This is a genomic window from Bacillus sp. C-3-6 (genome assembly GCF_054509685.1).
This window is the reverse complement of sequence record NZ_CM137247.1, coordinates 2353395-2371857: the sequence shown is the minus strand read 5'-3', so window position 1 is coordinate 2371857 and position 18463 is coordinate 2353395. Positions and strand designations below refer to the sequence as shown.

The following is an 18463-nucleotide window of genomic DNA, read 5'->3' as shown; positions in this document are numbered from 1 at the left end:
AAAAAATTCCTACATTGTTCTACAACAACATAGGAGGTTTTGTGTCGAATTATGTAATTTATTGTTTAATAATCTCTACCTTTTCCGGAATCAGAAATTTCTACTAATGCTTCAGGGTATGGTTCGAAATATGTTTGTCTTAATAAATACTTTTCATCAAATCGAATAGCCCATGATTTTAAAATTGTAAGTAAACTACTAAGTGGTATTTTCTTTTCTGCATACTTTTGTAACAGTTCTATAAAATGATCTTTTTCTTGTTTTTTTAACTTTGTTTTAAAATATCCAAAAATGTGCTCGCATACATTTACATTCGATGTATAACGGGGCGTACGCATAAATAATTCATATAAAGTCTTCTCATAGTTTTCAAATACCACTTCAATCTTTTCATTTTTTTGATTTGCAATTATACGCCCTAATTCCTTTTGTTTCACCTGATTATATGCCATAAATAAATATTTATTGTCCGACTGAAACGATACAAGGTCTTTTATATTTTTATTATGTTTAATCATTTTGTAATATGCGATTGTAAATAGCCTTGTAAAGAAATGCTCTCTAATAATAAAATTCGACAATCTACCTTCCTCTTCTATAGGAAGATGCGAAAATTTTTTTACTACTGCTCCGCCAAATAAGCCCGATCCTTTTCCCTTTGCTGGCGCTTTTTCAAAACCAGAATAAATTTTCACATCACGCGTACCACAACTTGGTGAACGATTCTTTAAAATAAAACCATCCACATCCGATATCGTTTGTAAAAAGTCATTTGAAAACTGCTCCATTTTTTCAGTTACATCTTCTCGTGTCGACGGTTGCACAAGTCTATTCTCACCATTTTCTTCTACAATTCGTATCGTTTCACGAGGAGTCCCCAATCCAATCTCGACTTCTGGACAAACAGGTATAAATGTAACAAATGGCTGCAAATTTCGTATTGTTACATCTGGAATCATCTCTCCATTATAACGACAAGCATCAAATTCTAAACATTTACTTACGACGATTGTTGGTTTTGCAAATTGTCGCATCTCATTACCTCCTTAGTGCTAGCCCGTATAATATAAATTGTACTAAGATTAACATTTTAAGCAAAGTTTGATTCATTTATTTTTATGAGAAATATATATCCAATGATATATTAACAATCATTCAACTCTATTTTCTATAAATGTGCGCCCTATTAATGAGGGTTTAGATATTGTGAAATGAATAATACACACATGCTTCGGAGAAATTAATGATTAAGAAAGGAGGGATTGTTATGAAAAAGAAATTATCATCTATTTTAAGTGTTTTAGCACTATCTATTATGTTTTTAGGTACATCTACGCAAGCTGAATACGATGGAAATAATATGAATAGAGTTAATAACACTGATATTTCAACTCGAGTAAATGACAATAACTTAGACAGAGTTAATAATGATGTAAGAACTCGAAATGTAAATACAACAAATGATTTAAATGATAATCGTGATAAAAATAATAATTGGGCTTGGCTTGGTTTATTAGGACTAGCAGGATTATTAGGTCTTAGAAAAAGAGACAAAGAAACACGCTGATTTAGAATATTTTTAGTAAACAAGTACTTATTTATCAAAAATATATAATGAAAATAAATCGCCTTTTTAAAGGCGATTTATTTTTACTTAAAAGTAATGTATGTAATTCACACTTCGACGATTAAATTCGTGGAGTTAATCCATACAATATAAATTGAATCGTATTTTCAATTTCCATTTCATCATCCCATTTTTTTTCAGGCAATAATAAAAATCTTGTTAAGAGTAAACCTAATACAGCTGATAAAGTAAGACGTAGTACGGAAGATGGTGGTATCTCAATAATTTCCCCTTCTTCTTGAAATTTCACAATCAACTTTTTGAAATGTGAAAACAGTTCTGTTTCTACTAATTGCTGTATTTCATTTTTTAGTTCTGTTTGGAATGGCACCTCTTGAATTAATATTTTTATCATAGGAAAGTGTTTTTGAGCAAATTTAAACCTATTATGAATTACAACCCTTAAAAGTCCTTCGTATGATTCATACTCCGATTTAAATATTTCTTTTGCAAAGGTTTGTACAAAAAATGGTGCAGCGAACTTAGTTAAAGTTGGCATTACGACCGCTAGTAATAAATCTTTTTTCGTCTTATAGTAGCGGAAGATTGTTCCTTCCGCTACACCAGCCCGTTTTGCAATTTCACTTGTTGAAGTTGAAGCGTATCCTTTTTCTCCAAACATATCAACAGCCGCCTCTAATATTCGCATTTGACGTTCATTTCGTTTATCCGTATTAGTTGCAGCTATTAATTCCTCCAGCCAATCCTTCTGCATTTATAAAGCTCCTTTTTGTCATTATTATATTTTGCGATGTTTCTTTAAAGCAAATACATTTCCTACTGCAAATAATATTGAAAAAAGTAATAATACAGTAAGATCTAATGCAATCTCTGTAAACCCTTGATTCCGAATCATCACTTGTCTCATTGCGTCAGCGCCGTATGTGAGCGGAAATAATTTCCCTAACATTTGTAGCCACTTGTTCATAGATTCCATTGGAAACAATCCAGAAAAGAAGATTTGTGGCACAATAACAAGCGGTATAAATTGAATCATTTGAAATTCATTATTTGCGTATGCCGATAAAAACGTACCTAATGTTAGTGCAGTTAAAGAGAGCATACATGTAATAAGTAGCGTTAGCCATATAGAGCCAGCTACATATAAATCTAAAATATAAACGGAAAAACTTACGATAATAATGGATTGTATAAAGGCAAAGATTCCAAAACCAATAATATAACCTGCGACTATTTCCCATCTTCTTACTGGGGTGGATAATAACCTTTCTAGCGTACCACTTAAACGTTCTCTTACGAAGGATACACCTGATAATATAAATACAAAGAAAAATGTAAAGAAACCAATTAATACAGGACCAAGCCCATCAAACATCGTAAAGTCTTTAGAACCATGTAAATAATTTACTTCAGGTTTCATAATCGATACATCATTCTTCTCTGTGCTTTTTTGCAATACTTGAAGTACAGCACGATTTTTTGACGAATCACTACCTTCCAACAGAAGTTTCATTTTTCCATTCTCTATTCGAAGTATTGCATCTACCTTTTGTTTTTCTAACTCAGAAATCGCGTTTTCTTTACTGTATTCATAAATTGACGCTTCTTGATTTTTCATCACTTTTACTATTTGAGCGGGCATATCAACAACAGCAATTTGCGGTATATAGTCTTTTTGTGTAAACACTAGCGATAATAGCCAAAGTAATAACATTGGTGCCCCAAACATCATCGCTAACGAACGCTTATCTCGAAAAAATTGGCGAATAATACGAATGATTACACCATTAACTCTCATGATGACACCACCTCTTCCAACAAAAAGACATCTTCAATCCGTCCAGATGACACGCGTTTTTTCAATTCTTCAGTTGTTCCAACCGCAACTAGTTTCCCTTCTCTAATTAATCCTAGACGCTCACAAAATTCAGCTTCATCCATAATGTGCGTCGTTACAATAATCGTTGTGCCTTTCTTTTTAAGATCATAAAATTTTTCCCAAATCGTTTTCCTAAGAAGCGGATCTATCCCCACTGTAGGCTCATCTAAAATTAATATTTCTGGTTCATGGAGGAGTGCTATTGCTAATGATAAGCGTTTTTTCATTCCACCTGAAAATTGTTGTACTTGCTTTTTCATATACTGTGACAATTGTACAAGTTCAAAAACCTCTGTAATTCTTGTCTTTTTACTTTTTCCCTTTAATCCATACATCGTTGCTATAAAATCTGCATTTTCATATGCTGACAATTCTTCATATAATGCATCCGCCTGGGCCATATAACCAATTCGTTTCATTTCATTTAAATTAGGCATATTAGTATTATTAACAAGCACTTCACCTTTCGTTGCCTCATTAATACCTGCAATCATTTTAATGAGCGTTGTTTTCCCCGATCCAGAAGGTCCAACAAAACCAAAAATCTCTGCTTTTTCAACTTGCAATGAAAGATTGTGTAACACTTCTTTTTTTCCAAAACTTTTTGATACAGTCCGTAAAATAATTGAAGATTGTTGCACGTTTCATCCTCCTTTTCCAATAAAAATGAGTGAGTACTCACTTTTATTTTACTCTTGCTTAATTATATGTCAAACTTCGTTGATTAGTATGTATGTTCAATCACCGATATTAAACAATGAAACAGAGTCGACATTAGAATTTCATTTCCTAAAGTCGACTCTGTTTCATTTAAACTATAAATTTCACTTTACGTTTTTAAATTCATATACTTCCGAATTCTAGCAACGTCTAAAGAATATTCGATAACTAATTGCTGTAACGGTAAAATAACTGTGTCAGGATATAAATGTGCATATTGTAATGTTTCTGCATATTTTTCTAACCTTTTTTCTAAATACTTTATTATTTGATCAGGATGACTTACTAATAAACATTTACAATAATAATGGATTTGTTCCTCAATCGCCGTGTATTCTTCAATTTCATATTCTTTATGCATGTGTACACCCCTTTAAGTTTTTTATATGAATTACTTATCACAATTTTCACTCGACAAATTTTAAGTTTTTTGATTATTTACACTATAACAAACACTGAGGGTCAAATTTTGTTACTTTATGTAACGTAGAAAATTTTTAACAAAATTGTAATGTTTACTCCTGCAAAATACAGAAAGCCCCTTTACTCATTTTTGTATAAAAAAATCGTACAGCTTAATTTAGCTGCACGACTACAATTTCTGGCCTATTCAAAATCCTTTGCGGAATGATACTATTTCCTAATCCTCTACTCACTACCATTGATGTATTTTGTTCTACATATAAACCCGCTGTATATTTAGGTAAAACACCTTGATTTGGCGCAACTAATCCTCCGATAAATGGCAATCTAACTTGCCCTCCATGAGCATGTCCCGATAAAACCAAATCCAACCTCTCATTCGTATATTCCTTTATAAATTCAGGCCGATGGGATAATAATACATTATATTTATCTGGCTGCATTTCAATTTTCGCTTTTTTAATTTCATCTATTATAATATTTCCTTCATCACGGTTTCCAGTAACAAACTCTGGATCATCAATACCTAGCAAGTTTATTTCTTGCTCACCCTTTCGAATGCCTACATGTTCATTCCTTAAAACATTGACATCATATTTCTTCAACTCTTTTTCTAAATTGTTATACTTTCCAGACCATTGTTCATGGTTTCCTGTCACAAAATATACAGGATATTTCTTTACAATTTCTCGTATTAATTGCATACTAACTTCTGCATCGTATGATTTACTGTCAATTAAATCACCCGTAATCGCAATAATATCTGGGTCTATACTTTTTATTTTTTGAATTAACACATCTTGATTATCGCCAAATTTTTTATTGTGTAAGTCTGAAATTTGTAGAATTTTATACCCTTTAAAAGAGGATGGTATTTTACTAGAGGTTATTTTAACCTCAGTTATACTTATTAAATTGTTCTGTAAATATAAAAAGATACTACAACCTACTAATGTAGCAATAAGTAATATACTTCTTTTAATCTTCTTGCTCATATTCCCTCCTAAAATCTTCATCAATACTACAATTCTCAAAAACATTTCAATAGATTATTCTTTTTATCTAACGGTTCTCTTTTAAAGTGAAATCGATTTAACTACGATAATCAAGTACAAGTTTCTAATTTTAGGAACTGAAGAACTTATATCACTCTGTTGAAGTAAACATGCCCGGTTCTGTTCTAATCGTAACTCTATCATATAACATTAAAGCCGAAATTCCCAAGTTAAGGAATTTCAGCTTTTTGAGTTCGTATGAATATCTTAGTTTTAGTTCTATGTATCTTGCCGTTGTACATCTTAGCACATACCAGTTGTCTCTCTATATGTGGTGAGTTTTTTATCTTTTTCAATAATCAACTATGTATAAAACATTTAACTTAGTTAATACCCTTAATGAATATCATGCTTTTTAAAGTTTCCGCCTTGTACTTCCGCAACATCATATACAGTGACAAAGGCATTTTCATCAATTTCATGAATAAGTTCCTTCATTGTTTCTAAATTTTAAAATTATGTAGCGTCATTCCATTCAGACTTCAATATTGAATATTGATATTCATCAATCCACTGCCCTTTTAGCATGTAATTCTGTAATAAATGACCTTCTCTCCTCAACCCCACTCGTTCTAGTACAGAAATAGACTTATTATTTCGAACGTCCGAAAATGCAATCACTTTATGTTTCCGTAATGAATGAAATATGTAATTCAGTAAGGCACAAACAGCTTCAGTTGCATAGCCTTTCCCCTGATATTCTGGAGAAAGAGTAAATCCAATTTCTACGATGCGAGGTTCATTTACAAGTGTGTGAAGTGCACAATCTCCAATTATTTTGTTATTTTCAGCCAAAGCAATTGCGAACTGGAACCAAGTACCTGGTAGATTAGGATTATTTTTAACTTGTTCATTTACAAACGTTTTAGCCTCATGATATTGATAATTAACCCATGACTGAAATTTAGCCACTTCTGGATTAGAACGATAAAAATGAAAGTAGTTAGTGTCATCCATACTAAACCTTCTCAAAACAAGACAATCTGTTCTCCAAAAGACTTGATTGTCATTCTCCATAACTATTCACCCTCTTTTCTACATTAATTATATCTTTATAATACATAGGTATAAATAGTTTACATGCTTATAAAAAAAGCGATTCTTTTCACATTAAAAAGAATCGCTTTCCAAGTTCTTATTTTTAATTATATTACATAAAGAATTGAAAGATTTTTACTTAAGAGCCTTAACTATAACTTCCGTTGCCTCTGCAATGAGTTGATTATCATAGGTAGCCTCTTTCTCATCTTTACTAGATAAAATTGCGATGATAATTGGTGCTCTATTTGGAGGCCAAACGATAGCAATATCATTTCTTGTCCCGTAACTGCCAGCACCTGATTTATCTCCAACTACCCAGTCAGTTGGTACGCCTGCACGAATAAGTTTGTCCCCTGTAGCATTTCCTTTCATCCACTCTGTAAGAATTTTACGTTTTTCAGCTGGAAGTGCATTTCCGACCGTAAAAGCTTTAAGATTCGTAGCAATTGCTTTCGCTGTACTAGTGTCACGAATGTCTCCTGGAATAGCTTCGTTTAATTCTGTTTCAAAGCGATCAGACATAGTAACCCGATCCCCCATCTTTCTAAGCGCTTTTTCATATCCTTTAGGTCCGCCTATTTTATTAAATAAAATGTTCCCTGCAGTATTATCACTTGAACGAACAGCAGCCTCAGCAATTTCTCCTAGTTTCATTCCAGTATCTACATGTTTCTCTGTAACAGGTGAATAATCCACTAAGTCTTCTTTCGTAAATGTGATTACTTCATTTAATGTATCAATTGAGTTTTGCTGTAGTAATACTCCTGCTGCTAAAGCCTTGTAGGTTGATGCGAAGGCAAATCTTTCGTTAGATCGATAAGAAATTGTTTGATTTGTACCAGTATCAATCGCATATACACCTACCCGAGCATCAAATTTTTTCTCAAGTTGAGAGAACTCTTTATGCGTCGCCTGATTTTTATGTTTCACTTGTCCAGTCTTTTCTTTCGCTTCAACTTGCAGTGCCCCTCCTGTAAAAGCTTCTAGGCTTGTAATACTTAAACCTAATATACCAACGCATATTCCTATTTTTAGCATCCTCTTATTTTTCAAAATCATCATTCCTTCCAAATTTTTAGCACCTTTTTATACGTACACATAATAGACAATCACCGAACCAAATTTGTTCCATAAACTAAAAAAATTATAGCTAGTATGAGAGTTATTAACAAAATAAGAGATAGTAGCTACGACGCCTCTATCTCCTATTTCATATTTCATTTTTTTACTTATAAATGGCTTTATATGAACAGGGTCTTTCCCTGAGAAAAGTACTCTAATTTTGCTTAGAACTACCTGTACTAGTAGCTTCACCATGTATACGTTGCTGTTTTAAATCAAAGTATACATCTAATACTTCCTTTCCAATTATAGAATTAATTCCATTTTTATCATCATGAAGCCATGGAACTACTACGGAAAATGCTACTTCTGGATTATCATATGGAGCATATCCAACTAACGTTAAGTTGTAACATTCCATACGTTCTCCTTTTGCATTTCTACCAATCGGGTCATCTCCACCATATACAGTTTGGGCTGTTCCTGTCTTTCCTGCTGGTTTATATGGCGCGTTTTTGAAATATTTCACGCCAGTTCCATCACCTTCTTGGAATACCCATCTAAACCCTTCTTTTATCCGATCAATATGTTCTTTCTTCATATCAATTCGATTTAATACGACAGGCTCTATGGAACGTATAACTTTGCCAACCTCTTCTTTTATTGATTGTTCTCGTATTTCTTGTACAATTTGAGGTTGCATTCTATAACCACCATTCGCAATCGTTGAAATATATTGCGCTAATTGCAACGGCGTATACGTATCATACTGACCGATAGAAAAATCTAGTAAAAACCCAGGTTGACTATCTACTTTTCTCGTTTGTCCAATTATTTCATTCGGTAAATCAATACCTGTTGGGACACCTAAACCAAATTGCTTGAAATAATAGCGCATCGTATCAAATGCTCCTTGTTTAATATCCAATGAGCCATTTGGTACGTAATTAACTCCCGCAATTTTTAAAGCTGTCTGGAACATGTATACATTCGAAGATACTTGTAAAGCCCGTAAATCATTAATATTACCAAATCCGGATACATTCCACGATTTCTTAGCTTGTGTACCTTTAAATTTCATCGGCGCGTCATAAAATTGATCTCCTGGATGTATTGCGCCTGTCTCATATCCAGTTAATAAAGTAGCACCTTTTACAGCTGACCCTAGCTCATACGAAGTTGTCATGTTTCCTAATGCCAAATCCTCAACCTCTATTTTCCCTTCTTTTTCTACAATCTTTTTGCCTGCCATTGATAAAATTTGTCCGTTATTTGGATTCGTCATGACAACAAAAGCTCGATCGAGCAGTGGCTCTGAACTCTTAAAAGCTCTCAAGTTTTTCTCTATACTTTCTTCCACTTTCTTTTGTAATTCCATATCAATCGTTAATGTTAAACTATTACCACTTTTTCCTTTAGAGATTATTTCTGTGCTAACAATGTTTCCTGATTTATCAGTAATATTTTTCACTTCTTCTTTTGTGCCGTGTAATACATCTTCATATCGTTGTTCAATATAACTTTTTCCAACACGATCATTACGGTTATATCCACGTACTAAATAAGAATCTAAATTTTCTTTCGGTAATCCTTCTTCACTACTCGTAATATTTCCTAATACAGAACGAAATAAATTACCGTTTACATAATTACGTTCCCAATCAACAGTTGCATCTACTCCTGGAAAATTCGCAAGATTTTCGCTTATCCGCGCATACTCTTCATCTGTTACATCTTTTTTAATGATTTGTGGTGTTAGTTGATAACCTGAACTCATTTTACTTTTAATAGCTAACACCTTTAAATCTTGTGCTGTTAATTCTGCTAATTCTACCTCTGTAACACGACCTCGTCTTAAGTCTTCTATTTTTTTATCTAACTCTTTTCCCTCTATACCCTTTTCTTTAAACTTTTCTATATCTTTCTTAGTAATCTTTGTCTCCGCACGTTTCGAATTCAACTGCATCCAAAAATCTTTTTTATCGATATCTGTTAATTTATTTATATCTTGTTCAGGCATTTCAAGTACTTTCGCCAAGTCTTTTGCTGTTTTTAAAATATCTTCACTCGTAATTCCCTTCACCCTTGTATACGTAATTGTGCGAAGAGATTTATTATTAACAACTGTTTTCCCTTCTCGATCTAAAATTTGTCCACGTGGAACTGGAATACTAGTTATTGCATTTTGACTACTTTCCACTTGGTTCTTATAAGCCTCTCCCTCAACGATTTGTACCTTTCCTAGCTGCATAATAATAGCTGAGAATAGTACAAATATGCAAAGGAACATTATATTTAATCGAATAGATATATATGTCTTCTGCTTCTTGCCTTTTTGTTCTTTCATAAATCCTCCATTTAATCCTTTCAGAAATTGCTACAAATACTAAAAGCATTCCTTATATATTAGATACCGATAATCGGTTATAAATATCGCCTCAATTTTTTGCTTAATCCTTGTAAGCAACCATTCCTTTTCGTTTAGCTACGGAATTAATAACTCTCCCTTCCTGTTTTCTCTCTATTTTTTTGCCACTTGCATGAGAAGTGCTAAACTGTATAATGACTCTTATTAAACTTACATATAAACTTGCTAGTAAATTTTCATGCTAATTATTCCTTTCTTCATGCTGTAATACTTAATAGACAACCTAAACAATAAAGTTGTTCCACATTTACAAAAAAAATAATTAAATATAAGATGAAATAGGCTACATAAGGGAGGGTTATATGTTACATATAAAAAGATGGAGATTTTTTGCGGTTTTTTCTATCGTAGGTTTGATTTTACTAATTTTATTAAAAATCAACTTCATTTCAATTACTATCGCAACTTCTTCAGCTGAAAGAGGAAAGATTTTTGATCAAAATGGTGTAATACTAGCTACAAATAAGAAAGTTAAGTCTCTATATTGCACTTCTAATGACGAAAAGCTATCGAAACAAGATACATCAAACACATTAGCTTTTTTTAATCAATTTTCAAGCGAGTTTCAACATGATATTTCTACAGAGAACCTAAAATCTCAATTACAACAATCTTGTAAAAAGCAGACTATGAATGATATACCGTTATACTCTGATATAACTGAGAATGAACTTGCATTCATAAACAAAAACAAACCCAATAATGTAATAATTAAAGATGAATGGATTCGATATTATCCTAAACACGAAATTGGTTCACAAGTAATTGGGTATGTAGAAAATGACCTTAATTCAAAGCATAAGGCTGTTGGAAAAAGCGGGATTGAGCTGCAATATGAAAATGATTTAAAAGGAAAACCAGGTAAAACTCTTATTTTTAAATTGAATAATAAAAAATTCTTATGGAATATTCAAAAAGTACAAAAAGGTAAAGATGTACGGCTAGCTTTAGACTCTGAGTTGCAGCAAAAGGCAGAAGAAGCATTAAGATCTCAAATTAAGAAAACACCTGATGCTAAAGCTGGTTATGCTGTAGTAAGCGATGCAAAAACTGGCGCAATTTTAACTATGGCCAACACGGCAGTTTTTGATCCAAATATATTAAATACACGTGTATCTTCTAGAAAAGAAAACATTAACTCTCTTTCGCAAAATAAAGCAATTCAAAAATTAAAGTATGGTGAATCTTATGTAAATATGGCTTCTACTATAAAACCACTCACTATTTTAATTGGATTAAACGAAAAACTTTTTCAACCCGAAGATACTTATTTAGATAAAGGTACTTTTCAGTATGATAGTCAAAATAACATTACGAATGCACCTGGAACACCAACAGGTGAGATTACACCGAGGCAGGCTATCATTAATTCATCTAACACATTTATGACAGCAAAAGTAGCTCTGCCCTTATTCAACCAAAATAATGGAAATATAGAAAAAGTAGCACATATATGGACAGATTATTTAATGCAATTCGGCCTACGTTCTAAAACCGGGATTGATTTGCCCTTTGAAGAAGACGGACAATATGAATTCCATCCATCTAATAAATTTGAAAATGGGATTTCCGCTTTATTAAATGCCTCTTGGGGAGGAAATGAAGTGCATACTCCTCTTCAACTCGCTCAATATGCAGCAACATTGGCAAGTAAAGGTGATAAATATAAACCTCAAATCGTAAGTGCCATTATTGGTCAAGATGGTAAGGAAACAAAAAAGTTTAAACCCATTTTAGAAAGTTCAAATCGTTACCCGATGAACTTTTGGAGTGTCGTGCAAGGTGGAATGAGTCAAAATATAGAGGAAATTAAAAAGTTGCCCTTTGACGTCGCAGGTAAAACAGGTATTACAGGTTTTCCAAATGAGCAAGAAAGAATGATAAATCATTCTCTTTTCATTGCTTATGCTCCTACTGAAGATCCACAAATTGCCGTTTCTGTCGTTATTCCTGGTAGTAATTCAGAAAAAAACATCGCTGCTCTCGTTACATCAGAAGTTTTAAAGTCTTGGAATATACTTCAAAAGAAGGATAAAGATAAAGAGGAAGGTTCATTAAAGTGAACCTTCCTCTTTTACCATATAGATTCTATATTCGTTATTTCCCATATACCTTCATGATTCTTTTCGAACATGAAAGAATATTTAATATCAGTTAAAATATACTTTTTTTGTACATATCCAGTAGTATCACCATTAATAGTCGATATTTTTATATATCCATCATTCTGCACTTTTTCCGGGATCCAAGCTTTTACCATTTCATTAGATACTTCATATAAAACTTTTGATTCTCGGTTTGGTTCAGCTAAAATTTTCGTTTTGTTTCCAGTAACAGTTGCATATATAAAGTGTTCTTGCTTTAATTGATTACTTTCTGTCATTCCACTTGGCACTTTGTAAACTTTCTTCTTATCATTTACAAATTCTCCCCCCATTGCAAGGGCGACTTGCAACTCATGAAAAATATCTTCATCAAGCTTCAATTCATCCTTCTTATAACTCTTCCCTTTAAATAGAACTTCATCATTTAACGCTTTGTACAAGTCATTTTCATTTTTTGAGTTCGTACTTTGATATAGTTCATTCATAAATTGTTTTAGTGATGGATCTTGAGCAGACTCATCTTTTGTTTTAGGCTTAATTTGAGTACTACTTTGTACTGGTGATTTATTATCATCAGGCCAAGGTTGTTGAACAATAAAAAATAACATTGTACAAATCAACACAACTACAACAGGCAATACTTTTTTACGAAATGGTCTCTTATTTGTTACAGAATCCACTTCACTATTTTGATATACCGATTGCTTTATTTTATAAATAAATTCTTCTTCATCTTTCCGATGCTTCATTGGGCCTTTTTTCAATTTACTATACCAGTCAGGATTTTGTTTATTGTTCATCACTACTACCCTCCCCTATTAGTTTTGAAACCTTACTTCTCGCTCTACTTAATCTCGATTTTACAGTTCCAATGGATACTCCTAATGTTTCAGCCATTTCTTCATATGATAATTCATATTTTGCGTCCAATATAATTATTTCACGGTGCTTTTTAGGTAGTTTTAATACAACCTTCCACACCTCATTCATCTCTTCTTGGTTAAAAAATTCTTGTTCTGCTGACAGGGATTGCTTATCGTCACTAAAAAATCCTATTAAAGATATCCTTTTAAAATAGGAGGATTTCAAATAGTTTATTGCCGTATTTCTTGTGATTTTTAATATCCACGTTTTAACAGATGACTCCTTTCGAAATGAATTCCAATTTTTAAACACCTTTATAAATACATCTTGTGTGATATCATCTGATAAGTGTGGATCTTTCGTAATAATAAATGAATAATTCCATACATCTTGCCAATAGTCTTTTATAACATAATCCAGCTCATCATGATTACACTTTTCAATAAACGTCTGTTCCATTTCCACACCTCAAACTTATTTGAATAAACATAAAAACTGCCCTCACTTTTATTATGGTTTCAATATATAGACAAGATACAAGTTTCATTTGTTCCATTGTTTATCTTTTTTCAAGCAGAATAATACTACTAAAAAACAAGTACAGCATACAATGATAAAAATCCACTCATGAAAATCTATTTTTTTGAATTTAACGTAATACTCCACTTGTCCATTTCAATTTGCTATACTCTTCTATTTACCATTAGCAATACCAACTTTTTAGAAATGAAAATTAAGATAAGGTATTAACTTTCTAGAGTCGCAGCAAAAAAGCATTCTCGATTAGAAAGAATGCTTTTTTGAAATTTAATTGTTCTATATTTTCCCCAATTTATATCTTTGAGTTAAGCAAACATGTAATAAATTTAGTCAAAAAATTCACCTTATAATTAAGTATTATTTCTGAAATACATGTTTTACTTTTTCACCTGGAACGTTACTTCCTCCTCTTCCTTTTACATCTTCAATCATCATTGTAACAATCATGTCTGGCGCATTTGCATCGAAAGCTGCGAACCATCCCAGTTCTTTTCCGTCTGCTTCTTTCGACTCTTTCAGTTCTGCTGTACCAGTTTTACCAGCAAGCGTTACACCATCAACCTTTGCAATTCTCCCTGCACCATCAGGGTCATTAATGACTTTGATTAATGCACTCTTTAATATCTCTTGATTCTTTTTAGAAACCACATTTTCTTTCCAATTCCCTGCTACTTTTGCTTCTTTTAAAAGATGTGGCGACGGAATATTCCCTTCATTCACAATCGGTGCATATGTTAATGCTAAATGAAGTGGCGTCATTAATACTTGTCCTTGTCCATAGCCCGTGTCTGCTAGTTGAATATCGTTTTTTATCCCATTTTTTGCAATGATTGAAATAGGAAATTCGTATTCGATTGGTAATTTTTCATGAAATCCGTACTTTTTAAATTCCTTTACATACTGATCTTTTCCCATTTTCAAAGCTTGTTGAGCAAAATAAATATTATCAGAGTACTTCATTGCCTTATCAAAATCAATTGGACTTGCATCCTTTACACGCGTTACATAGTAATTTCCCCAAGACGAATCTTTTGTCCACTTCAATCCTTGAATTTTAAATTCTTCCTTCGGATTTATTGTGTTTGTTTCCAAACCAATTGCACCTGTGATCGTTTTAAATACGGAACCTGGTACAAATGCTTGTGTAAAGCGATTCGTCATTGGTAGTTTCGAGTCGTTACTCCATGCTTCTCGTTGGGCTTTCGATGCTCCTCTAACTATTATATTTGGATTATAAGCAGGGCTACTTACAAGTGCGATTGTTTCACCTGTTTTAGGATTGACCGCTGCACTAGACCCTGCTTCAGTTTTCATCTCATTAAAGATTTTTTCTTGAATTGCAGCATCAATTGTTAACGTAACATTTTCTCCTTCTTTTGCTTCTTTTTTTGCTACGTTTTTAATCTCTTTCCCATTCTCATCTTCTATAAATACGCGTCCACCCTTTTCACCACGCAATTTATTTTCTAACACTTTCTCTAAACCGGTCTTACCTACTAAATCATCCGCTTGATAACCTTGTTTTTGAAGTGATTTTAACTCCTCCGCATTCACCTTTCCTATATATCCAGTTAAGTGTGCCGCTGCTTCACCTAATGGATACGTACGAATATTTACTGGGCGAGATGAAACTCCTTCTAATTCAATATAATCATTCTGTCTAGTTCCCTCTTTTAAAATACCAATTGGTACAAAGGAGTCTGGTTGTATCCATTTTGCTGTGAGCTTTTGTTCGACCTCTTCTATAGACATATCAAGTAATTGTGCTACTATTTCTTTCGTTTGCGCTGCTGTTTCGCCTAGTTTCTCTGGAATAATTCCAACCTCAGTTGCTTTACCATTCGTTACAAGCCCTTTTCCATTGCGATCATATATTTCTCCGCGTTTTCCTTGCTCTATTTGCATACGTACTTTGTAATCTTTTTTCATACCTGGGAAGATGAAGTCTGGTGTCCAATCTATTTCCCAAGACTCTTTATCTTTCACAAGTTTTGCTTCATGGATGAATGAAACTGGTCCTACATCCGTATCCATCTTAACTTCAAAAAGAAAAAGCTCTTTATCTTTCGTATTCTCTCCTTTCATTTTAACTTTTAAATTATTAGCTCCAATCCCCTCATAGATTTTTTGATATTTTTCTGTGAATTCTTTTTTAGAAATCGATTTTTTGGCATGGTCTGATAAATGATCATACATATTTGCAAATTTTCTATCATTCCATAAATTGATATATTCTTCAAATGCTTGTTTTGGTGGTTCGTTTTTATTACATCCTACCAACAAAACTGCGAAACAAACGAAAAGCAGCATCCATAATTTTTTCAATTCAATCTTCTCCCTTAGTTAAAAATGATGATTCCTTTCGTAATTTATTTAATAAAAAATGTTTTAACGCTTAATAGACAGTGAAAGTAAGGATATTGTTCCATATTTTAAAAAAATAGACCTAATTGGAATTCATCAGAAATTAATAGATACAAAAAAACGCCATACTTTCTGTAAATTTCTACAAAAAGAATAGCGTTTTCTTATTTTATCTTTCTATATATGCTATACCGTGAGCTCCTTGATTTACAGAAGGATCTGCATTTCGATCTCCTGGATCAACTTCAATGGTATGAACATTCTTGTAATTAACTAAATCTAATACACTTATTGTCCCTGATCTAAGGTTAGAAACAAATCCAACCGTTCCGTCCGTAGAAGAACGCATTGTAATTGGGAGTAAATCTACTTCTATTGTACCTAACACATTTAACGATTCTCCATCAAGAACAGAAACATACCCTGGTGCTGGAGAAAACATATTTCTTGTTCTCTCTCCATTCTTATTCTGAAAACGCGTATGTCCTACCAATACTTTCCCATCATTCGTTACATGAACCGGAGTAATTAAATCTGAAAATGATTTTGTCTTTATAATTTTATCGGTTTCTGTATTAATGATGCTAAGTGTAGGTTGCTCCTCTTTGTAGTCTCCAAGTAAACATGGTGAAGGGATGTAAACTCGATTACCTTTAGGAGAAATAGCTAGTTCTTCACTACCATAGGGCATAGATACTTTTCCAATTAACTCCTTATCATGTGTATCTAAAACCGATATAAAGGGCGCCTCTTTATTAGAGGAATATCCTTTTGTACCATCTGGATTCGTAACAAACCAATGTGGACCTGCTGCTTCTGTAGAGATTCTATCTAGCACTTTTCTCGTGTTAGGATTAATAATTAAAATTCCTCCTTCACCAGATTCAACACTTACATACAATAAGTCTTTTTTTTCATTATAAACTAAACCATGTGGTGCAAATTCCGGCGAGATATCAACGATATCAATTACTTTAAATTGATCAATATCGATAACTAAAATTTCATGGCTTTTTTCCGGATTATTTCTATAAAAACCTGAGCGATAAGTAATACTTACATATAACAATTGACGCTTAGAATCGAAACATAATTCATGAGGTTCTGTAACTGGAGAATCTATAACCCCTATTCTTTCAAAATTTTTCGCATTGAAGAAATGGATTTGATTACCGCTGGAGCTAACGACCGCCAATATAGGATTATTTTCTTTAAAAATATTCATTAATTAAACCCTCCTTGTTATTTGTTCCAAATTTCTTAAGTTCCATAGAAATCAGCATATTTAAGTAATTTGTATTATTACTAAGACAAATTATAAACAATTTTCACCTCCTTTCATTTAAATTAGTTTAACTTATAATAAGCTAGACTAACTTTTATTCCGTAAAAATAAGTTGAATTTAATAATCCAACGTATTTATCTACCTTCTCCAACTTTAGCTTTTATACTTACATGTATTTTATTTAATAACCTTCCAATACTTTACTCCTCAATTAATGATGCACAAAAAGCACAGAAAGTAAGTAATTAGCGAAATACCATTTCTTTGTCTCGTGCATTATCAGATACTCATAACATAAGTAAATCAAGCTTAGCTGCCATTGAATCAGTTTCCTTTGCTGCCGTTTTTTTAAATTCATTCTGCGTACAGCTCTATTCTTTGGGGAATCGTTCTATAGATTGACAAATTTGCTTCAGATTCTTGTTTTTTATTGCTCTATTCCTGTGTTGAAAAACTAATTATAATTAGTTAGCTTAACTAACTATAATTATAAATACATTCACATTTTATCGCAAGAGTTTTAAGAATCTTCAAATAAATGAATAGAGAGATAGAATTATTTTCATCCTAAGATACATAATCTTAAGTTGATAGTGATGCATAACGAGAATTTCGTACGTTAAGAAAAAAACTTGCTACATATGTATGTAAATTTTAATTGCCTACTAAAAAATAACGTATTTGCAGGATGTATGAAAATTATACAAAAAGTAATAATTCATCGTTTACCCAACAATAGATAATATGGATAAAGAAAAAATACTAGAGAATATCACAGTGTAGTAGTCTCAAGTATTTTTTCATAGTATTTTAACGGCTATGCAATACGAAGGGATAAAAAAGACCTCTTACGGAAAGATAAGAGGTCATCAAGAAGATAAAAATGTTGTATTTGAAACACGCGAGTTTCTAATTCATATCATAACACAATATATTTATATATTCAATATATACATAAAACAAGGGGTATATGTTCAAAAAACACACGGAATATTAATTTGGAACAGTATGTTTTATTCTTTTAACCTATTTCTTCTACAATGCCGTAATTGTAACAATGGATGGTCTCCTCTATATACTGATGAGCAATTGTAGCAAGTTTTTCTAA

The 18463-nt window shown here is 32.4% G+C and carries 15 protein-coding genes and 1 pseudogene; 2 read left to right on the top strand and 14 right to left on the bottom strand.

Annotated elements, in window-relative coordinates:
* Positions 1-65: 65 nt before the first annotated feature.
* Entirely contained in the window at positions 66-1034 is a 969-nt protein-coding gene (locus ACW0JX_RS12075) for a YbgA family protein (protein WP_088021974.1), read from the bottom strand.
* 233 nt (positions 1035-1267) lie between these two features.
* Here ACW0JX_RS12075 and ACW0JX_RS12070 point away from each other — a divergent pair, with 233 nt between their 5' ends.
* A complete protein-coding gene (locus ACW0JX_RS12070) occupies positions 1268-1567 on the top strand; it encodes a WGxxGxxG family protein (protein WP_000728156.1) in 300 nt (99 codons plus the stop codon).
* 121 nt (positions 1568-1688) lie between these two features.
* On the opposite strand, the gene ACW0JX_RS12065 is transcribed toward ACW0JX_RS12070, so the two are convergent.
* From ACW0JX_RS12065 to ACW0JX_RS12025, 9 genes and pseudogenes are all read right to left on the bottom strand, one after another.
* Positions 1689-2342, bottom strand: a complete 654-nt coding sequence (locus ACW0JX_RS12065) for a TetR/AcrR family transcriptional regulator (RefSeq protein WP_459245708.1) — start codon at positions 2340-2342, stop codon at positions 1689-1691.
* Between the two features lie 24 nt (positions 2343-2366).
* Complete coding sequence (locus ACW0JX_RS12060) at positions 2367-3386, bottom strand: ABC transporter permease (RefSeq protein WP_089171044.1); 1020 nt, start codon at positions 3384-3386, stop codon at positions 2367-2369.
* Positions 3383-4108 carry an ABC transporter ATP-binding protein gene (locus tag ACW0JX_RS12055; protein WP_459245707.1) on the bottom strand — a complete coding sequence of 242 codons (726 nt, stop codon included), beginning with the start codon at positions 4106-4108 and terminating at the stop codon, positions 3383-3385. Before ACW0JX_RS12055 ends, ACW0JX_RS12060 begins: the two co-directional genes overlap by 4 nt.
* 188 nt (positions 4109-4296) lie before the next feature.
* Positions 4297-4548, bottom strand: a complete 252-nt coding sequence (locus ACW0JX_RS12050; RefSeq protein ID WP_000548621.1) for a hypothetical protein — start codon at positions 4546-4548, stop codon at positions 4297-4299.
* A gap of 214 nt (positions 4549-4762) precedes the next feature.
* Positions 4763-5605 (bottom strand): metallophosphoesterase, encoded by an 843-nt coding sequence (locus ACW0JX_RS12045; RefSeq protein WP_053564455.1) that lies wholly within the window; start codon positions 5603-5605, stop codon positions 4763-4765.
* 396 nt (positions 5606-6001) lie between these two features.
* Positions 6002-6103: pseudogene (locus ACW0JX_RS12040) on the bottom strand (DUF2179 domain-containing protein); the annotation flags it as partial.
* Between the two features lie 18 nt (positions 6104-6121).
* Positions 6122-6682, bottom strand: a complete 561-nt coding sequence (locus tag ACW0JX_RS12035) for a GNAT family N-acetyltransferase (protein ID WP_048656286.1) — start codon at positions 6680-6682, stop codon at positions 6122-6124.
* Positions 6683-6838: 156 nt separating this feature from the next.
* Positions 6839-7765: a class A beta-lactamase Bla1 gene (gene bla / locus ACW0JX_RS12030; protein WP_016512811.1), complete on the bottom strand. Its 927-nt coding sequence runs from the start codon at positions 7763-7765 to the stop codon at positions 6839-6841.
* Between the two features lie 217 nt (positions 7766-7982).
* A complete protein-coding gene (locus ACW0JX_RS12025) occupies positions 7983-10115 on the bottom strand; it encodes a peptidoglycan D,D-transpeptidase FtsI family protein (RefSeq protein ID WP_000662990.1) in 2133 nt (710 codons plus the stop codon).
* Positions 10116-10498: 383 nt separating this feature from the next.
* Here ACW0JX_RS12025 and ACW0JX_RS12020 point away from each other — a divergent pair, with 383 nt between their 5' ends.
* A complete protein-coding gene (locus ACW0JX_RS12020; RefSeq protein ID WP_089171042.1) occupies positions 10499-12259 on the top strand; it encodes a peptidoglycan D,D-transpeptidase FtsI family protein in 1761 nt (586 codons plus the stop codon).
* An 11-nt stretch (positions 12260-12270) separates the two neighbouring features.
* Here the strand turns inward: ACW0JX_RS12020 and ACW0JX_RS12015 are convergent, their stop codons facing one another.
* The 4 genes from ACW0JX_RS12015 to ACW0JX_RS12000 form a co-directional block, all read right to left on the bottom strand.
* Positions 12271-13101: a hypothetical protein gene (locus ACW0JX_RS12015; RefSeq protein WP_053564458.1), complete on the bottom strand. Its 831-nt coding sequence runs from the start codon at positions 13099-13101 to the stop codon at positions 12271-12273.
* Positions 13091-13624 carry an RNA polymerase sigma factor gene (locus tag ACW0JX_RS12010; RefSeq protein ID WP_053564459.1) on the bottom strand — a complete coding sequence of 178 codons (534 nt, stop codon included), beginning with the start codon at positions 13622-13624 and terminating at the stop codon, positions 13091-13093. The genes ACW0JX_RS12015 and ACW0JX_RS12010 overlap by 11 nt, the downstream gene beginning before the upstream one ends.
* 438 nt (positions 13625-14062) lie before the next feature.
* Positions 14063-16030, bottom strand: coding sequence for a penicillin-binding transpeptidase domain-containing protein (locus ACW0JX_RS12005; RefSeq protein ID WP_089171041.1), 1968 nt, complete (start codon positions 16028-16030; stop codon positions 14063-14065).
* A gap of 208 nt (positions 16031-16238) precedes the next feature.
* Positions 16239-17294, bottom strand: coding sequence for a YncE family protein (locus tag ACW0JX_RS12000; protein ID WP_459245706.1), 1056 nt, complete (start codon positions 17292-17294; stop codon positions 16239-16241).
* Positions 17295-18463 lie beyond the last annotated feature (1169 nt).

Bases quoted from the DNA above. Each gene is read 5' to 3' on its own strand.
- ACW0JX_RS12075 (WP_088021974.1), bottom strand. From the start codon at position 1,034: ATGCGACAATTTGCAAAACCAACAATCGTCGTAAGTAAATGTTTAGAA.
- ACW0JX_RS12070 (WP_000728156.1), top strand. From the start codon at position 1,268: ATGAAAAAGAAATTATCATCTATTTTAAGTGTTTTAGCACTATCTATT.
- ACW0JX_RS12065 (WP_459245708.1), bottom strand. From the start codon at position 2,342: ATGCAGAAGGATTGGCTGGAGGAATTAATAGCTGCAACTAATACGGAT.
- ACW0JX_RS12060 (WP_089171044.1), bottom strand. From the start codon at position 3,386: ATGAGAGTTAATGGTGTAATCATTCGTATTATTCGCCAATTTTTTCGA.
- ACW0JX_RS12050 (WP_000548621.1), bottom strand. From the start codon at position 4,548: ATGCATAAAGAATATGAAATTGAAGAATACACGGCGATTGAGGAACAA.
- ACW0JX_RS12045 (WP_053564455.1), bottom strand. From the start codon at position 5,605: ATGAGCAAGAAGATTAAAAGAAGTATATTACTTATTGCTACATTAGTA.
- ACW0JX_RS12035 (WP_048656286.1), bottom strand. From the start codon at position 6,682: ATGGAGAATGACAATCAAGTCTTTTGGAGAACAGATTGTCTTGTTTTG.
- bla (WP_016512811.1), bottom strand. From the start codon at position 7,765: ATGATTTTGAAAAATAAGAGGATGCTAAAAATAGGAATATGCGTTGGT.
- ACW0JX_RS12025 (WP_000662990.1), bottom strand. From the start codon at position 10,115: ATGAAAGAACAAAAAGGCAAGAAGCAGAAGACATATATATCTATTCGA.
- ACW0JX_RS12020 (WP_089171042.1), top strand. From the start codon at position 10,499: ATGTTACATATAAAAAGATGGAGATTTTTTGCGGTTTTTTCTATCGTA.
- ACW0JX_RS12015 (WP_053564458.1), bottom strand. From the start codon at position 13,101: ATGAACAATAAACAAAATCCTGACTGGTATAGTAAATTGAAAAAAGGC.
- ACW0JX_RS12010 (WP_053564459.1), bottom strand. From the start codon at position 13,624: ATGGAACAGACGTTTATTGAAAAGTGTAATCATGATGAGCTGGATTAT.
- ACW0JX_RS12000 (WP_459245706.1), bottom strand. From the start codon at position 17,294: ATGAATATTTTTAAAGAAAATAATCCTATATTGGCGGTCGTTAGCTCC.